Source organism: Brachybacterium sp. sponge (assembly GCF_001613775.1).
Lineage (GTDB): Bacteria > Actinomycetota > Actinomycetes > Actinomycetales > Dermabacteraceae > Brachybacterium > Brachybacterium conglomeratum.
In genome coordinates this window covers 655,803-672,755 of sequence record NZ_LRMP01000002.1, presented here as the reverse complement: position 1 = coordinate 672,755, position 16,953 = coordinate 655,803, and the positions used below count along the sequence as shown (strand labels likewise).

Here is a 16,953-nt window from a genome sequence, read left to right as displayed (position 1 = left end):
TCATCGGATGTCCATGGGTGCTTCTACCTGTTCCACGTACGGGTGGGTTCGAAGGCCTCGAGGTCCCGGGCGAGGAGCCCGGTGTCGACCCTGCCGCGGAAGGACCGGGCCGGGCCGCCTCGCCGCAGGGCGAGGTCGAGACATGATGCGTCGGGGTGGAGCCATGCCCCGCGGCCGGGCGCCGATCCCGTGGGATCGACGCGGACGCGTGGGACGACGCCGTCGGGAGCGGACTCCCGGACCAGTCGCACCAGCTGCTCGCGCTTAGCCGCCTGGCGGCAGCCGACGCATGTGCGCTCGGGGCGGTGTGCGGTGGAGCGTGCGATGACGCGACCTCCTCCGTTCCGAGCGCCTCCGCCCGGACGGGAGGGCGGTCGACGGGGGTCGATCGCGGTCTCCACTGGGCGAACAGCCTCCCCAGTGTAGCGGACGGGTGCGTCCCGGGCCGCAGCGGGGAGGCGTGCGACACACCTCGGCGTCCCGCGGGCCCCGGCGGGGGCTCGGCGTCGGACGCCGCGGTGCGCGGCGCTCAGCCCTCGGCCGGCACCTCTCCCCCGCCCTCGGGGCGGATGTCGATCTTCCAGCCCGTGAGCTTCGCGGCCAGGCGGGCGTTCTGCCCGTCCTTGCCGATCGCCAGGGAGAGCTGGTTCTCGGGGACCACGGCGCGCACGGCCCGGCCCACCTCGTCGATCACGGTGACGGAGGAGACCTTCGACGGGGAGAGGGCGCCGGCGACGTACGCCGCGGGGTCCTCGTCGAAGTCGACGATGTCGATCTTCTCGCCGCCGAGCTCGTTCATCACCGAGCGGACGCGCGCGCCCATCGGGCCGATGCAGGCGCCCTTCGCGTTCACGCCCGGGACCGTGGCGCGCACCGCCATCTTGGTGCGGTGGCCGGCCTCGCGGGCGAGCCCGGCGATCTCGACGGTGCCGTCGGCGACCTCGGGCACCTCGAGCGCGAACAGCCGGCGCACGAAGTTCGGGTGCGAGCGCGAGAGCATGATCTGCGGGCCCTTCGGGCCGCGGCGGGCCTCGGTGACGTAGGCGCGCAGCCGTCGGCCGTGGGAGTAGTCCTCCCCCGGCACCCGCTCGTGCGGGGGCAGGACGGCCTCGACCTCGCCGAGGTCGACCAGCACCATGCGCGGGTCGCGGCCCTGCTGGATGATCCCCGAGACGATGTCGTCCTCGCGGTCGGCGTAGGTGCCCAGCACCGCGTCGTCCTCGAGGTCGCGGATGCGCTGGAAGATGACCTGGCGCGCGGTGCTCGCGGCGACGCGGCCGAAGTTCTCCGGGGTGTCGTCCCACTCCTCGAGGACTACGCCGTCGGCGTCGCGCTCGCGGGCGATGACGGCGACCTCGCCGGTGCGCTCGTCGATCAGCACCTCGGAGTCGCGGACCGGATGGTCCGTGTGCAGGTAGGCGGCGTGCAGCGCCGAGCGGATCGCGTCCAGCAGCACGGGCAGGCTGATCTCGCGCTCGCGCTCGAGGGCCCGCAGGGCACCCATGTCGATGTCCATCTCAGCTCTCCTTCGTCGCGGTGGTCCCCGCGGTGGTCTCGGCGGTCGTGGTGTCCGGGGCGGCGGGGCCTGCCCCGGGGAGGTCGGCGGCGGCGTCGGCCAGCAGCTGCTCGAGGTCGTCCGGCGGGTCGAACTCGACCTCGACCCGCGCCGCGTCGAGCTCGTCGATCCGCAGCGCGAGGCGCTCGGCGGTGCCGGCGGGGAGCTTCCGGGGCCGGCCGCGGTCGTCCCGGCCGGGCTCCTGGCGCAGGTGCAGGGTCTCCCCGTCGACGGCGAGGAGCCGGGCGCGGTGCTCGGTCCCGGCGGCGGTGCGCAGGGCGAGGAGACGGCCGCGGCTGCGGCGGAAGTGGCGGGGCGCGGTGAGGGCGCGCTCGACGCCGGGGGTGGTGAGCTCCAGCAGCACCGGCTCGGGGCCCAGCAGGGAGTCGTCGGCGTCGATCCGGGCCGACAGATCGCGGGAGGCCTCGGCGACGGTGTCGAGGTCGGCGCTGCCGAGCTCGTCCTCGGGCAGGTCCACGACCAGGCGCAGGCGCGGCATCCCGCCCTCGCGCCCCAGCTCGACCTCCTCGAGCACGAGCCCGTGGGCGTCCAGCACGGCGGCAGCGGCCTCCCGCAGGTCGGTGTGGTCCTCGAGTGCGCTCATGGACTGATCGCCTCCTGCTCATATGGGTGACTTCGCCGCCCGGGACGTGCCCCGGAGCGTCGGCACCAGGATAGTGTCCGCGCGGCGTCCGCGCTGTCCCGGGGCGCGCAGATGCGAGAATCCTCCCGTGCCCGACTCCCTCCGCCCCTCCGATCCCCCGCCCCTGCTCGGCCGGCGGCGACTGCTGCGCACCTCCGTCCTCGCCCTCGCGACGGGAGCGCTCGGCGCGGGGACGCTCGGCGGCTGCGGACGGATCGCCCTGGGCGGCCCCGAGGAGTACACCCCTCCCCCACCGGGCATCGACGACCTCTACCGCCGGGACCTGCTGGCCATGCTCGAGCGGGCGATCGCGGGCGCCGAGGCGCTCACGAGCACCTCGAGCGGCGGGGACCCGGCACTGGCCGCGGACCTCACCGTGCTCGTCGCGGCGCTGCCGGTGCAGCGTCGCGCCCTGCTCACGGGGGCGGAGCAGGAACGGGAGGTCGAGGCGTCCGAGGACCCCGATCCGGAGGCGACCACGGCGCCCGCCCTGACGGACGTCCCCGACGACCTCCCCGCGCTGCTCGCCGTCCTGGTCGAGCTGCGGGACCTCGCGGCCGACGCCTCCCGCCAGGTCTCCGGCTCCCTCGCCCGTGCGACCTCGGCGCTCGCCGCGCACTCGGCCTGGATCGCGCTGCGCCTGCGCACCTCCTCGGGGACGGGAGAGGTGCCCGCCTCCCCGTCGGCCGAGGACCTCGTGCCGCGCCGCGACGTGCCCGCCACGGATCCGCCCTCGATCGGGGCGGAGGAGGACTACCGCAGCGCGATCGAGCGGGCCCAGCAGGAGGAGTGGTACGCGGGCTACGTCCACGAGGTGCTCGCCGCGCGCTCGGAGGACGAGGAGCGGGAGGCCCACCTGGCGCGGACCGAGCTGCACCGCACCCGTGCCGAGCAGCTCGTCGCCGTCGCCGAGGAGGACGGCGCACCCGTGGTGGTCCGTCAGGCGGTCTACGGGCTGCCCGGCGGTCAGCTCGACGAGGCCACCGCCGGCACGCTCCCGACGACGCTCTCCCAGGGGCTACTGCTGGACCATCTCGCGCTCGCGGGCGCAGCGCCCTTCGAGCGGCGGCCGCTGTCCATCGGGGCGGCCCTGGCCGAGGCGGAGCTGCTGGCCGGACGGGTCGACCGGATGGACCCGCTGCCGGGCCTGGTCGCCGAGGACCCGCCGCCCGCGGACGGCTGAGCGCCGCCGCGGACGGACACGGTCAGGCCCCGCGCACCTCGGCGAGGACGGCTTCGACGACCTCCGCCGGCGAGACCTCGCGGATCGTGCCGCTCGCCCGGTCGCGCACCTCGACGGTGCCCTCGGCCAGGCCCCGCCCGATCACCACGGAGGTGGGCACGCCCAGCAGCTCGGCGTCCTTGAACTTCACGCCCGGGGAGACCTTCGGCCGGTCGTCGTAGAGGACCTCGAGGCCGCGCGCCTCGAGCTCCGCGGCGGCCCGCTCGGCCTCCTCGAAGACGGCCGCGTCCTTGCCGGTGGCGACGATGTGCACGTCGGCCGGGGCGAGCTGCCGCGGCCAGACCAGGCCCTTTTCGTCATGGTTCAGCTCGGCGACCGCAGCGACCGCGCGGGTGACGCCGATCCCGTAGGAGCCCATGGTCACCACCACGGACTTGCCGTTCTCGTCGAGGACCTTCAGCCCCAGCGCCTCGGCGTACTTCCGGCCGAGCTGGAAGATGTGCCCCATCTCCATGCCGCGGGTCAGGCGCAGCGGGCCCGAGCCGTCGGGCGCCGGGTCGCCGTCGCGCACCTCGGCCGCCTCGATGGTGCCGTCGGAGGTGAAGTCGCGGCCGTAGACGAGGTCGTAGGCGTGCTTGTCCTTCTCGCCGGCGCCGGCGACCCAGGAGGTGCCGGGCACGACGCGGGGGTCCACGAGATAGCGGATCCCGGACGGCGCCTCCAGGCCCAGGCCCTCGGGGCCGATGTAGCCCTTCTTCAGCACGGGATGCGCGGCGAAGTCCTCGTCGGTGAAGGCGGTCGCGATCGCGGGGGCGACGGCGGCCTCGAGGCGCTTGGGGTCGACCTCGCGGTCACCGGGCAGCGCGATGACCAGCGGCTCGGTGGTGCCGTCGGGGTGGGTGAGGAGGTAGACGAGGTGCTTGAGCATCTCGTAGCGGGTCCACTGCCCGTCCTCGGCGACGCGGCCCTTCCCGGGGAACGCCCCGTTGGAGAAGTCGGTGAGCTTCGCGATGGTGCTCGCGCCGGGTGTGTCCTCCAGGTGCATCGCGGGCAGGGCCGCGATGGCGGCCTCGTCCAGTGCCTCCGGGGGCAGGGTGGTGACGGCCTCGACGTTCGCGGCGTAGCCGCCGTCGGAGACGACGAAGGTGTCCTCGCCGACCTCCGTGGGGTGGAGGAACTCCTCGGAGCGGGAGCCGCCCATAGCGCCGGCGTCGGCCTGGCAGATCACGGTGGGCAGGCCGATGCGCTCGAAGGTGCGCTGGTAGGCCAGGCGCTGCTTCTCGTAGGAGGCGTCGAGCCCGGCATCGTCCACGTCGAAGGAGTAGGCGTCCTTCATGATGAACTCGCGGGTGCGCAGCAGGCCCGCGCGGGGACGCGCCTCATCGCGGAACTTGGTCTGGATCTGGTACAGCATCGCCGGGAGGTCCTTGTACGAGGAGTACAGGTCCTTCACCGTCAGGGTGAACATCTCCTCGTGGGTGGGGGCGAGGAGGTAGTCGTCCTCGCGACGGTCCTGGAGCCGGAACAGCGTGGGCCCGTACTCCTCCCAGCGGCCGGTCGCCTCGTAGGGCTCGCGCGGCTGGAGCGCGGAGAAGAGCACCTCCTGGCCGCCGATCGCGTCCTGCTCCTCGCGCACGATCTGCTCGACCTTCCGCAGCACCTTCAGGCCCAGCGGCAGCCACGTGTACACCCCGGCGGCGGAGCGGCGGATGTAGCCCGCGCGCACCAGCAGCCTGTGGCTGGCGACCTCGGCGTCGGACGGGTCCTCCCGCAGGGTGCGGACGAACAGCGTGGACAGACGGAGCATGGGGCGGCCTTTCGGGATGCGAGGGGGCGCGAGCCGGCGATGGGCCGCGCGGGGCCATGCTACTGGTCGGCGCGGTCCCGGCGGGGCGAGGAGTGACGCTGCGGACGTGCATGCGGCACTGCGGCGGCCCGTCGGTACGCTGACGGCATGCAGCGACGACAGCGGCAGGCCACCGCCGCGGCGGGAGCGGCGCGCGAGGCACGAGGAGGACCGGCGGGCGCCGGTCCCCCGAGCCGACGGCGGCTCCTGCGCGGCGCGGGCGCCGTCGCCGGTCTCGGCGTGCTCGGGGCGCTCGGCACCGGCGCGGTCGCGGCAGGGCGCTCGACCTGGAGCGCCGTCGACCCGCGCACCGAGATCCCGCTGCACGCCGGGACCGTCGCCGTCGGCGCCGACGGCGAGCGGGTGCTCGTCGGCGGCCGCGCCCCTGACCTCGCCCTGAGCCCCGGCACCCGGCTCGCCGCCGCGCTGCCGGAGCACTCGCCCGCCCGGGACCGCGCCGCGGAGTTCGTCGCACGGATCGCCGCCTGGCGCGAACGGCTGCGCACTCGGCTGACGGAGGGCGGCGGCTCCGCCACGGGGGTCGGCAGCTCCCCCGCCGGGGCCGAGGTCTCCGCCGCGGGGACGAGCAGCGACGCCGGGGACGCCGACCTGCTCGTCGACCTCGCGGACACCGCGCTCGCGGACCTCTGGGTGCTCGACGACGACCTGCCCGCCCCCGTCGCCGGCTGGACCGCGAACTGGCGGTACGTGTGGCCGCGCGATGCGGCGTTCTGCGCCGTCGCCCTGGCCCGGATCGGCGCGGTCGATCGCGCCGCCGACGTGCTCGCCCATCTCCAGGACCTCCAGCAGGCCGACGGCTGGTTCGAGGCGCGCTACGTGCCCGGCACCGACCGCGCCCCCGACCGCCGCGCCCCGCAGTTCGACGGGACGGGGCTGCTGCTGTGGGCGAGCGCCGAGGCGGTCGCCGCCGCGGGCGCCGAGAGCGGGGCCGTCGCCGACCGGCTCGCACCGCTGGTGACGACCTCGCTCGCGGCGCTGCACCACGCCACCTCCGGCGGGACCGCGCTGCCGCCCGCCTCCCCCGACTACTGGGAGGTGCGCGAGGGCGCCGCGACCCTGTGGGGCGCGGGAGCGACCCTCGCCGGGCTGCGCGCCGGGGCGGAGCTCACCGGCTCCACCGGCGCGGTGGAGTCCGCGCAGGTCTTCGCGCACCTGCTCGAGGGGACCTTCGGGCACGGCGGCTGGCAGCGCTATCGCGACGGCGGCGGCGCCGACTCCGCACTCGCCCTGTTCGACGCGACGGGCCTGCACGACATGATCGATCCGGCACGCCTGAGGGCGCTGCGGAGCGAGCTGTCCCGGCCCGCCGGCGGCATCGCGCCGGGCGCGGCCTGGAAGCAGGACGGGATCAGCTGGACCCCGTCGACCAGCCTGCTGGGCCTGGGCCTCGCCCGGGCCGGGGAGCACCGGGCCGCCCGCGAGGTCCTCTCCTGGCTCGCCGCGCACCGCACCGAGCAGGGCTCCCTGCCCGAGAAGGTGCTGCACGACGGCCGCCCGGCCCAGGTCGCGCCGCTGGCCTGGACCGCCGCGAACACGCTGCTGGCCCTCGACGCGCTCGCCGCCTGAGCAGCGCACCGACGCGCTCGCGCTCCGCGCCGCGCACCGGGGCGGCGCGATAACTCGCTGGCACCCCGGCCCGGGCGTGCCCTAGCGTGCCCGGCATGGACACCACCGGCACGCCCCACCGCACCGGCGCCGACGACGCACCGGCACGACAGCGCCTCTTCGAGGACAACCGCACCAACTGGGACGACCGCGCCGCGCTCCACGTCGCCTCCGGCTACGGCATCGAGGAGCTCGTGGCCGACCCCTCGCTGATCAGCCCCGAGGTCGCCCAGGACCGCGGACGGCTCGGGGACCTCACCGGCCTCGACGTCGTCCACCTCCAGTGCCACCTCGGCACGGACACGGTGAGCCTCTCCCGGCTCGGGGCGCGCCGGACCGTCGGCGTGGACCTCTCCCCCGGCTCCCTCTCCCGTGCACGGGAGATCGCGGACCGCGCCGGAGCCGGGATCGAGTTCGTCGAGGCGAACGTGTACGACGCCCGGGAGGCGGTGACGGGCGACTTCGACCTCGTGTACACCTCGATCGGGGTGCTGTGCTGGCTGCCCGACGTCGCGGCGGGGGCACGGGTCGTCGCCTCGCTGCTGCGGCCGGGCGGCCGCTTCCTGATCCGCGACGACCACCCGATGTTCATGGCGGTGGGCGACGACGTCTCCGACGGGCTGAGGATCGAGCAGCCCTACTTCCAGCGGGAGCAGCCGATGACCTGGGACCAGGAGGGCAGCTACGTCCCGGTCCCCGAGGGCACGCCCCGCATGACCCACACCGTGAGCCACGAGTGGAACCACTCGATCGGGGAGATCCTCACCGCGCTGCTGCAGGCCGGCCTGGTGCTGGACTCCTTCGAGGAGGTCCCGTTCGCGGCCTGGTGCCCGTGGCCTGATCTGATGGTGCGCGAGGGCGACCGCTACCGGCTGCGGGACGACCCGGACCGGCTCGCGCTGCAGTACGTGCTCACCGCCCACCGTCCCGCCTGAGCCGACGGGTCGCACAGCGCGGCGCGCTCAGAAGAGCAGCGTGGTGAGCTCCCCGACCTGGCGGAAGCCGGAGGCGGCGTAGGCGCGCCGGGCCGGCTCGTTGAAGTCGTTGACGTAGAGGGAGACCTGCGGGGCGTGGTCGCGGCGCACCTGGGCGACGAGCTCGGCCATCGCGGTGCGGCCCAGCCCGTGGCCGCGACGGTCCGGGCGCACCCACACGCCGTGGATCTGGGCGACGGGGCCGAAGAGCGCGCCGACATCGGCCTTGAACAGCACCTCGCCCTCCTCGACCACCACATAGGTACGACGCTGCCGGATCAGCTCCCCCACCCGGTGACGGTAGGAGCGGCCGCCGTCACCGAGCAGCGGGTCGATCCCGACCTCCTCGCGGAACATCGCCACCGCGGCCGGGAACACGGCCGCCGCGTCCTGCGGCTCGGCGGCCCGCAGCCCGGCGCCGGGCAGGGAGGGCATCAGCGCCGGCGGGTCCGCGAGCAGCAGCGGCTGGCTCCAGCGGTGCTCGCGCACCTCCCGGTCCCAGGAGCGGCCGAGGGTCTCCCACAGCCGTTCGATCGCGGCCCGCTCCCCCACCACCGAGCTGGCCCGGCGCGGCCTGCCCGCCAGATGCGTCCCGAACTCGTCGAGCGCGCGCGGGGTCGCGGACAGCGGCGAGAGGTTCACCCCGTGCCAGAGCACGCCCTCGGGCAGGCGGTCATCGCCCACCAGGGAGAACTCCTGGGCGAGAGAGGCGGAGCGGGCGGTCTCCCGCAGCCGGGCCCCGCCGAGCGCGTTGGTGACCGGGTCCCGCAGGGCGAGATCCAGCGCCGCGTCCACCGTGCCGGGGCGCACTGCGCGCAGGCGCCCGCCCCGCCGGAACACGGCCTCAGCCCACGGAGACGGAGGGGGCGCCGCCGGCGGGCACGTCCTCGCCCATCTCGGCGGCGATGCGGTTCGCCTCGGCGAGCAGGGTCTCCACGATGTCCGCCTCCGGCACGGTCTTGATGACCTCGCCCTTGACGAAGATCTGGCCCTTGCCGTTGCCGGAGGCGACGCCGAGATCGGCCTCGCGCGCCTCGCCGGGGCCGTTGACGACGCAGCCCATGACGGCGACGCGCAGCGGGACCTCGAGGTGCTTGAGGCCCTCGGTGACCTCGTCGGCGAGGGTGTAGACGTCGACCTGGGCGCGGCCGCAGGAGGGGCAGGAGACGATGTCGAGCTTGCGCGGCTTGAGGTTCAGCGACTGCAGGATCTGGTTGCCGACCTTGACCTCCTCCACCGGCGGGGCGGAGAGGGAGACGCGGATGGTGTCGCCGATGCCCTCGCCGAGCAGAATGCCGAAGGCGACGGAGGACTTGATGGTGCCCTGGAACGCGGGGCCCGCCTCGGTGACGCCGAGGTGCAGCGGCCAGTCGCCCTCCGCGGCGAGCTGGCGGTAGGCCTCGACCATGATCACGGGGTCGTTGTGCTTGACGGAGATGCCGAAGTCGTGGAAGTCGTGCTCCTCGAAGAGGGACGCCTCCCACTTCGCGGAGGCGACGAGGGCCTCGGGGGTGACGCGGTCGCCGGTCATCATGCGCTTGTCGATCGAACCGGCGTTCACGCCGATGCGCAGCGCGGTGCCGTGGTCCTTCGCGGCCTTGGCGATGTCCTTCACCTGGTCGTCGAAGCGGCGGATGTTGCCGGGGTTGACGCGGACTCCCGCGCAGCCCGCCTCGATCGCGGCGAAGACGTACTTGGGCTGGAAGTGGATGTCGGCGATCACCGGGATCGGGGACTTCGCGGCGATCGCGACGAGCGCGTCGGCGTCCTCCTGGCGCGGGCAGGCCACGCGCACGATGTCGCAGCCGGCCGCGGTCAGCTCCGCGATCTGCTGGAGGGTCGCGTTGATGTCGTGCGTCGGAGTGGTGGTCATCGACTGCACGGTGATCGGCGCGTCGCCGCCGACGTACAGGTCGCCCAGCTTCACCTTGCGGGTCGTCCGCCGGGGGGCGAGGACCGGCGGGGGCGTCTTGACGGAGGGGATGCCGAGGCTCACGGAAGTCACCCCTCCATTATGGACCGCCGACGGGCTCCGGCGAGGCGAGGTGCGACACCTCCACCGCTCCTGCACGCACGACGTGGCCCGGGGCACAGCCCCGCGGGGTCCGGTGCGCGCCGCGGACGAGCCGCCGTCGATCGAGCCGACGCCCGTCGGACCGGCGCCTGTCGGGCTGGCCCCGGAGGACCGGGCGCGCTGCGGTCAGGGGAACAGCGTGATCGGCTTGACGATGTCGGCGTAGAGCAGCAGCAGCGTCATCACGATGAACACGAGCGCGACCGCATTGGTCAGCGGGAGCATCCGCGACATGTCCACGGGGCCGGGATCCGGGCGTCCCCGCAGCCGAGCGATCCGGCGTCGGATCCCCTCGAGCAGCGCCCCGGCGACGTGCCCGCCGTCCAGCGGCAGCAGCGGGACGAGGTTGAACACGAACAGCGCCATGTTCAGCGAGGCGAGCATCGAGATCATCGTCCCGACCTTCTCGCGCAGCTCGAAGCCGGGCTCGTCGGCGGAGGCGACCTCGCCGGCCAGCCGCGAGACGCCGACGACGCCGAGCGGTCCGTCCGGGTCCCGCTCGGCGCTGCCGAAGGCGGCCTGCGCCACCTCGTACAGTCGCACCGGGAGGGTCACCACGATCTGTCCGGTGCGCACGAAGGCGTCCCACGCCATCGCGGGCACCTCGGTCGGGGACTGCGGGACGAGGTCGGGGGTGCCGGCCACGCCGAGGAACCCGACCTCCTCGGTGACCAACCTCCCGTCGGCGTCGCGCACCGCGGCGCCGGCCTGGTCCAGGACGGGCCGGGCGTCGATCACGAGGGTCGCCTCGAGCGGGATCTCCCGCCCGTCGCGCTCGACGACGACCTCGATCGTGCGGTCGTCCGCGGCGCGGACGGCCTCGGTGACGTCCTCCCAGCGCGTGATCGGGGCGCCGTCGATCTCGCGCAGCACGTCGCCGGGACGGATCCCGGCCTCGAGCGCGGGGGCCGGGGGCCGTCCCTCGCAGGAGACGTCCGCCGGCGCGTCGGCCGGTACCACGCACTCGGAGACGCTCTGCACCGTCGGCGTCACCGAGGGCAGGCCGATCCCGCTGACCAGCACCACCATCAGCAGCACGGAGATGAGCAGGTTCATGGCGGGCCCGCCGAGCATGACCACGAGCTTCTTCGGCACCGACAGCGCCACGAAGGTGCGGTGGGCGTCCTCGGGCCCGTACTGGGCGGACTCGTACGCCTTCGCGTCCTCGGACATCTCCGTCATCTGCTGGAGCAGGCCGGTGGAGTCCTCGCGGATCGTGCCCTCGGGCTCGCCCTTATGCGGCGGGTACATGCCGATCATGCGGATGTAGCCGCCCAGCGGGATGGCCTTCAGCCCGTACTCTGTCTCGCCGCGGGTGCGGGAGAGGACCGTCGGCCCGAAGCCGATCATGTACTGGGTGACGCGCACCCCGAACAGCTTCGCGGGGACCAGGTGCCCGATCTCGTGCAGCGCGATCGAGAGGGCGAGCCCCGCCGCGATGACGAGGACGCCGAGCGCGAACAGCAGCATGCTCAGCGCGCCCGGGCCGCGAGGAGCTCGGCCGCGGCGGCGCGCGCCCAGGACTCGAGCTCGAGGAGGGCCTCGACGCCGTCGGCGCGCTCCGCGCGCGGCCGCGTCGGGAGCTCGAGGACCGCCCGGATCAGCCCGGTGATGCCGAGGAAGTCGAGACGCCCGTCGAAGAAGGCGTCGACCGCCTCCTCGTTGACGGCGTTGTACACGGCCATCGCTCCCCCGCCCTCGCGGTGCGCGGCGCGGGCCAGCGCGATCGCGTCGAAGATGTCCTCGTCCACGGGCTCGAAGGTCCAGGCCTGGGCGGCGGAGAAGTCCAGCGGGGCGGCGAGGCCGGGGAGCTTCTCGGGATGGGCGAGGGCCCAGCCGATCGCGTGGCGCATGTCCGGCGGGCTCGCCTGGGCGATGGTGGAGCCGTCGACGAGCGTGACCATCGAGTGGACGATCGACTGGGGGTGGACGACCACCTGCACGCGCTCCTCCGGCAGGTCGAACTGGAAGCAGGCCTCGATCACCTCGAGCGCCTTGTTCACCAGGGTCGCGGAGTTCGTGGTGATGACCCGGCCCATCGACCAGGTGGGGTGGGCGAGCGCCTGCTCGGGGGTGACGCCGTCGAGCTCGGCGCGGGTGCGGCCGCGGAAGGGCCCTCCGGAGGCGGTGACCACGAGGTGGTCGATCTGGTCGTGGCGCACCCCGGCCAGGGCCTGCGCGATCGCGGTGTGCTCGGAGTCCACGGGGAGGATCTGCCCGGGCGCGGCGGCGCCCGTGACCAGGTCTCCGCCGACGACGAGGGACTCCTTGTTCGCCAGCGCGAGCCGGGCCCCGGAGCGGAGCGCGGCGAGGGTGGGCAGCAGGCCGACGGAGCCGGTGATCGCGTTGAGGACCACGTCCTGCGCGCCGAGGGACCCGGCGAGCTCGACGACCGCCTCGGCGCCCGCGCTGATCCGCGGCGCGGGGAGTCCGGCGGCGGAGCAGGCCGCCTCGACGGCCTCGCGCACCGCGACGACCCGGGCGGGGTCGGAGACGACCAGCTCGGCGGGGCGGTGCGCGAGCACCTGCTCTGCGACGAGGCCGGGCCGGGTGCCGCCGACGGCGAGGCCGTGGAGGGTCGCGACGTCCCCGTAGCGGGCGAGGACGTCGAGCGCCTGCGTGCCGATGGAGCCGGTGGACCCCAGCAGGACCAGGCGCCGGGGGGCGGCGCCGGTCACGGCACGGAGGCCATCACGTCCGCGACATGGTCGAGGTACACGTCGACCACGGCCTCGCGGTAGCCCTCGGGGCCGCGGCGGCGGCCGAAGGCGGCGCGGCGCACGTCGTCCACGCTCATCGGGTGGCCGTCGGTGAAGTAGGCGACGAGCTGGTCGCACAGGGCGTCGACGTCGCCCTTGTCGTAGGCGGGCTCGCCCTGCGCGGCCGGGGCGAAGCGGTCGCCCGCGGGGCGCTCGAGCCGCTCCTTGAGGGTCTCGGCGCGCTCGGTGAGCTGCGCGACCCATGCCTCCTCGCCCTGGGCGGCGATGGCGTCGTCGCGGGCCTGCAGCGCGAACGCGTCGGAGAGGCGGTCCAGCGCCTCGTCGACCACGCGCATGTCGTAGCCGCCGCGCTCGGTGCCGAAGCTCGCCGCGGTGATGTCGGAGCCGTCGAAGGACGGGTCGCGGCCCTCGTAGGCCTTGCGGGCGCGGGAGAGGAACTCGTCGACCTCGCGCATGTCGTATCCGACGCTGAAGCGCGAGACACGCTCGAACGATGTGCTCACCTGGTGGTCCTTCCTCGGTGCTGTCGGTGTCCCACTGTAGCGGCGCGGGAGAGGTGTGTCGGGGAGGCGTGCAGGGCGCCTGCGGTCCCGGACGGGGCCGGGTCGCAGCGTCAGTCGGCGACGGCCGAGGCGACCGTCTCGACTCGGGCGACGCGCGCCTCGCGGTCCTCGCGGTGGGCATCGGACTCGATCACCTCGGCGGCGAGCTGGCCGCAGGCGCCGTCGATGTCGGAGCCGCGCGTGTCGCGGATCGTGGCGGAGATGCCGTTGTCCCGCAGGATCTCCACGAAGCGCTTCTCGACCAGGGGATCCGAGGCGGTCCACTTCGAGCCCTTGACGGGGTTCAGCGGGATGGGGTTGACGTGGATCCAGTGCGCCCCGCCCTTGGCGATCAGCCGGTCGGCGAGCAGCTGGGCGCGGTGGGCCTGGTCGTTGATGTCCCGGATCAGCGCGTACTCGATGGAGACCCGTCGGCCGGTGGTCTCGAAGTACTCCCAGGCCGCATCGAGGATCTCGTCGACGTCGAAGCGGGTGTTGATCGGCACCAGCTCGTCGCGCAGCGCATCGTCCGGGGCGTGCAGCGAGACCGCGAGGGTGACCGGGATCTTCTCCGCGGTGAGCTTGCGGACCGCCGGGGCGAGGCCGACGGTGGAGACCGTGATGTGGCGGGCGCCCATCCCGAAGCCCTCCGGGGCCGGGGCGTTCAGCCGCTTGCAGGTGGTCGCGACGGGGCGGTAGTTCGCCAGCGGCTCCCCCATGCCCATGAACACGATGTTCGAGACGCGGCCGGGGCCGCCGGGCAGCTCGCCGCTCGCGAGCATCCGGTTCGCGATCCGCACCTGCTCGAGGATCTCGGCGGTGGAGAGGTTGCGGGTCAGGCCCATCTGCCCGGTCGCGCAGAAGGGGCAGTTCATGCCGCAGCCCGCCTCCGAGGAGATGCACAGGGTGACCCGGTCGCTGTAGCGCATCAGCACGGACTCGACCATCGGGCCGTCGAACAGCTTCCACAGGAACTTCTGCGTCGCGCCGTGGTCCGCGCTCTGGCGCGAGACGACGCTCAGCAGCGGCGGGAAGAAGCGGTCCACGAGCTGCTGGCGGAGGTCCTTGGGGATGTCGGTGAGGTCCTCGGGATCCGTGGTGAAGTGCTCGAAGTAGTGCACCGAGAGCTGCTTGGCGCGGAAGCCGGGCAGGCCCATCTCCTTCACCGCCTCGATCCGCTCCTCGAGCGTGAGATCGGCCAGGTGCGCCGGCGGCTTCCCACGACGGGTGGGACGCAGCTGCAGCTGGCCGGGGGCGAGGGCGACCTTCTGCCCGGGGACGGCCTCGCGGGAGAGGTCGGGGTTGCTCGTCCCTGCGGCAGGGGTGCGAGGCGGGGTCTCGTTCATGGCAGCAGTACCTCCAGCATGACGTAGGTGGTGGGGGCGGCCAGGAGGATCGAGTCCACCCGGTCCAGCACGCCCCCGTGGCCGGGCAGCAGGTGCCCCATGTCCTTGATCCCGAGGTCCCGCTTCAGCAGGGACTCGGCGAGGTCCCCGCAGGTGGAGACCACGACCAGCACCGCACCGATCGCGACTCCCACCCACCAGGGAAGCTCGAGCGCGAGCACCGCGATCAGGGTGACCATCGCGGTGCCGAGCACGAGCGAGCCCGCGAAGCCCTCCCAGCTCTTCTTCGGGCTGATGCCGGGCGCCATCGGGTGGCGGCCGAAGAGCACCCCGGCGATGTAGCCGCCGACGTCGTTGCCGACGGGTCCGAGCACGGCGAGCAGCACCAGCATCGCTCCCTGGTCCCGCTGCATCAGCAGGAGCAGGAAGCAGCCGAGGAACGGCACCCAGGCCAGGGCGAACACTCCCCCGGCGACGTCGCGCAGGGCGGTCAGGCCCATCGACTCGCTGACCCGCCACAGGATCAGCACGCAGACCGCGGCGGCGGTGGAGAGCATCAGCCCCTCCGCCCCGAACACGACCGTCGAGACGACCATCCCGATCACGCCGACCAGCAGCGGCACGGCCGGGACCTCGAGCCCTCCGTGGGCGAGCGCCCGGGTGAGCTCGAGCACCGCGGCGACCATCGCGATGGCCGCGACGACCGGGAACGCCTGCGGCACCACCAGCACGGACAGCGCCAGCACCGCCACCAGCGCGAGGCCGACGCCGATCGCGGCGGGGAGGTTCCTGCCGGGGCCGCGCCGCTTGGCGTGCTCGCCTTCCGGCGCGACAGCGACCGCCTCGACGGAGGTCGAGGCGGTCGCTGCGGCGGAGTCCGGCGCGGAGGTGCTCATCGCGGAGCGCTCACGGTCTGCACGGCGGGGTGGTGGCTCCGCGACTCAGACGGTCTCGAGCTCGGTCTCCTTGAGGGCGAGCGCCTCGTCGACCTGCTCGATGAACTTCTTGGTCAGGGCCTCGAGGTCCTTCTCGGCGCGTGCGCCCTCGTCCTCGCCGATCTCCCCGTCCTTCACCAGCTTCTCGATGGCCTTCTTCGCATTGCCGCGGGAGCCGCGGATCGCGATACGGCCGTCCTCGGCCTTGGTGCGGGCGAGCTTGACGTAGTCGCGGCGGCGCTCCTCGGTCAGCGCCGGCAGCACCACGCGCAGGGTGTCGCCGTTGTTGGTGGGGTTCACGCCGAGATCGGACTCGCGCAGGGCGGTCTCGGTCGCGGACATCGCCGTCTTGTCGTAGGGGGTGACGATGACGGTGCGGGCCTCGGGGAACTGCAGCGAGGCCAGCTGGTTCAGCGGGGTCGGCGCGCCGTAGTACTCGACCGTGATCCCCTGGAACATCGCGGCGCTCGCCCGGCCGGTGCGGATCGCGGTGAACTCGTCCTTGGTCACCTCGACAGTCTTGGTCATCTTGGACTGGGCGTCCTTCAGGATGCTCGCAGTGTCGTCGCTCACGGGGTGCTCCTCGGTTGTCGAAGGGTGTTCGGGTCCATTGTCCCGCACGTCGCGGCGTCCGGGCGCCGCGACCTGCGGGCCGGTGTCACTTGGTGACGACGGTGCCGATCCGGTCGCCGCGCATCGCCCGGGTGATGTTCCCCGGGGTGTCGAGGCCGAAGACCATCATCTGCTGGGCGTTGTCCATGCAGAGGCTGAAGGCGGTGGAGTCCACGACCTTGAGGCCGCGCTGGAGCGCGTCGCCGTAGGTGACGTGCTCGAGCTTCGTGGCGTCGGGGTTGGTGCGGGGGTCGGCGTCGTAGACGCCGTCCACGCCGTTCTTCGCCATCAGGACCTCCTCGCAGCCGATCTCGAGCGCGCGCTGGACGGCGACGGTGTCGGTGGAGAAGTAGGGCATGCCGGCGCCCGCGCCGAAGATCACCACGCGCCCCTTCTCCAGGTGGCGCACCGCGCGCAGCGGGATGTACGGTTCGGCGACCTGGCCCATCTCGATCGCGGTCTGGACCCGGGTGGAGACCCCGCGCTGCTCGAGGAAGTCCTGCAGGGCCAGGCAGTTCATGACCGTGCCGAGCATTCCCATGTAGTCCGCGCGACGGCGGTCCATGCCGCGCTGGGACAGCTCGGCGCCGCGGAAGAAGTTGCCGCCGCCGACGACGATCGCGCACTGGACGCCCTGGGCCACGCCCTCGGCGATCTCCGCCGCGATGCGGGAGACCACATCGGGGTCGACGCCCACGGCGCCTCCGCCGAAGGCCTCGCCCGAGAGCTTCAGGAGGACGCGTCGCCCGTCCTGTCGCTTGGGCAGAACAGGGATGGGGGACGTGAACGTCTGGGTCATGGGAGGGGTCCTTCCGCGCGGGGTCCTCGGCGATGATACCGGCGCGGCCCCGCACCGATGGTGCGGGGCCGCGGGGCGGTGGCCACGCTCACGTGGCC

Annotated in this window: 16 protein-coding genes; 3 read left to right on the top strand and 13 right to left on the bottom strand. The window is 73.8% G+C overall.

Going from position 1 to position 16,953, the window contains the following annotated elements:
- Window positions 1–23: 23 nt before the first annotated feature.
- The 3 genes from A4A78_RS18360 to rimP form a co-directional block, all read right to left on the bottom strand.
- Window positions 24–251, bottom strand: a complete 228-nt coding sequence (locus A4A78_RS18360) for a YlxR family protein (protein ID WP_231881021.1) — start codon at window positions 249–251, stop codon at window positions 24–26.
- Between the two features lie 278 nt (window positions 252–529).
- Entirely contained in the window at window positions 530–1,516 is a 987-nt protein-coding gene (gene nusA / locus A4A78_RS11075) for a transcription termination factor NusA (protein WP_010551373.1), read from the bottom strand.
- 1 nt (window position 1,517) lies between these two features.
- A complete protein-coding gene (gene rimP / locus A4A78_RS11070; protein WP_062949182.1) occupies window positions 1,518–2,159 on the bottom strand; it encodes a ribosome maturation factor RimP in 642 nt (213 codons plus the stop codon).
- A 127-nt stretch (window positions 2,160–2,286) separates the two neighbouring features.
- Between rimP and A4A78_RS11065 the strand changes: the two genes are divergently transcribed.
- Complete coding sequence (locus tag A4A78_RS11065) at window positions 2,287–3,381, top strand: DUF4439 domain-containing protein (protein WP_062949180.1); 1,095 nt, start codon at window positions 2,287–2,289, stop codon at window positions 3,379–3,381.
- Window positions 3,382–3,403: 22 nt separating this feature from the next.
- On the opposite strand, the gene A4A78_RS11060 is transcribed toward A4A78_RS11065, so the two are convergent.
- The gene (locus tag A4A78_RS11060) at window positions 3,404–5,188 is read right to left on the bottom strand and encodes a proline--tRNA ligase (protein WP_062949178.1); all 1,785 of its coding nucleotides are present in this window, start codon (window positions 5,186–5,188) and stop codon (window positions 3,404–3,406) included.
- A gap of 147 nt (window positions 5,189–5,335) precedes the next feature.
- On the opposite strand from A4A78_RS11060, the gene A4A78_RS11055 reads away from it, so the two are divergent.
- Together A4A78_RS11055 and A4A78_RS11050 are read left to right on the top strand one after the other, a co-directional pair.
- A complete protein-coding gene (locus A4A78_RS11055) occupies window positions 5,336–6,814 on the top strand; it encodes a hypothetical protein (RefSeq protein ID WP_062949176.1) in 1,479 nt (492 codons plus the stop codon).
- A 95-nt stretch (window positions 6,815–6,909) separates the two neighbouring features.
- A complete protein-coding gene (locus tag A4A78_RS11050) occupies window positions 6,910–7,788 on the top strand; it encodes a class I SAM-dependent methyltransferase (protein ID WP_062949174.1) in 879 nt (292 codons plus the stop codon).
- A gap of 27 nt (window positions 7,789–7,815) precedes the next feature.
- On the opposite strand, the gene A4A78_RS11045 is transcribed toward A4A78_RS11050, so the two are convergent.
- The 9 genes from A4A78_RS11045 to pyrH all read right to left on the bottom strand — a co-directional run bounded on the left by A4A78_RS11045 (window position 7,816) and on the right by pyrH (window position 16,855).
- Window positions 7,816–8,637, bottom strand: coding sequence for a DUF4081 domain-containing GNAT family N-acetyltransferase (locus A4A78_RS11045; protein WP_231881020.1), 822 nt, complete (start codon window positions 8,635–8,637; stop codon window positions 7,816–7,818).
- A 34-nt stretch (window positions 8,638–8,671) separates the two neighbouring features.
- Window positions 8,672–9,832 (bottom strand): flavodoxin-dependent (E)-4-hydroxy-3-methylbut-2-enyl-diphosphate synthase, encoded by a 1,161-nt coding sequence (ispG, locus tag A4A78_RS11040; protein ID WP_062949170.1) that lies wholly within the window; start codon window positions 9,830–9,832, stop codon window positions 8,672–8,674.
- A 195-nt stretch (window positions 9,833–10,027) separates the two neighbouring features.
- Complete coding sequence (locus tag A4A78_RS11035) at window positions 10,028–11,371, bottom strand: RIP metalloprotease (protein WP_062949168.1); 1,344 nt, start codon at window positions 11,369–11,371, stop codon at window positions 10,028–10,030.
- 2 nt (window positions 11,372–11,373) lie between these two features.
- Entirely contained in the window at window positions 11,374–12,579 is a 1,206-nt protein-coding gene (gene dxr, locus A4A78_RS11030; RefSeq protein WP_062949166.1) for a 1-deoxy-D-xylulose-5-phosphate reductoisomerase, read from the bottom strand.
- Entirely contained in the window at window positions 12,576–13,124 is a 549-nt protein-coding gene (locus A4A78_RS11025; RefSeq protein WP_010551362.1) for a DivIVA domain-containing protein, read from the bottom strand. Before A4A78_RS11025 ends, dxr begins: the two co-directional genes overlap by 4 nt.
- A 110-nt stretch (window positions 13,125–13,234) precedes the next feature.
- Window positions 13,235–14,509, bottom strand: coding sequence for a 23S rRNA (adenine(2503)-C(2))-methyltransferase RlmN (gene rlmN, locus A4A78_RS11020; RefSeq protein ID WP_062949164.1), 1,275 nt, complete (start codon window positions 14,507–14,509; stop codon window positions 13,235–13,237).
- Entirely contained in the window at window positions 14,506–15,405 is a 900-nt protein-coding gene (locus A4A78_RS11015; RefSeq protein WP_062949162.1) for a phosphatidate cytidylyltransferase, read from the bottom strand. Before A4A78_RS11015 ends, rlmN begins: the two co-directional genes overlap by 4 nt.
- Window positions 15,406–15,450: 45 nt before the next feature.
- Window positions 15,451–16,017, bottom strand: coding sequence for a ribosome recycling factor (gene frr / locus A4A78_RS11010; RefSeq protein WP_010551359.1), 567 nt, complete (start codon window positions 16,015–16,017; stop codon window positions 15,451–15,453).
- Between the two features lie 85 nt (window positions 16,018–16,102).
- Window positions 16,103–16,855 carry a UMP kinase gene (gene pyrH, locus A4A78_RS11005; protein ID WP_062949160.1) on the bottom strand — a complete coding sequence of 251 codons (753 nt, stop codon included), beginning with the start codon at window positions 16,853–16,855 and terminating at the stop codon, window positions 16,103–16,105.
- Window positions 16,856–16,953: the final 98 nt, after the last annotated feature.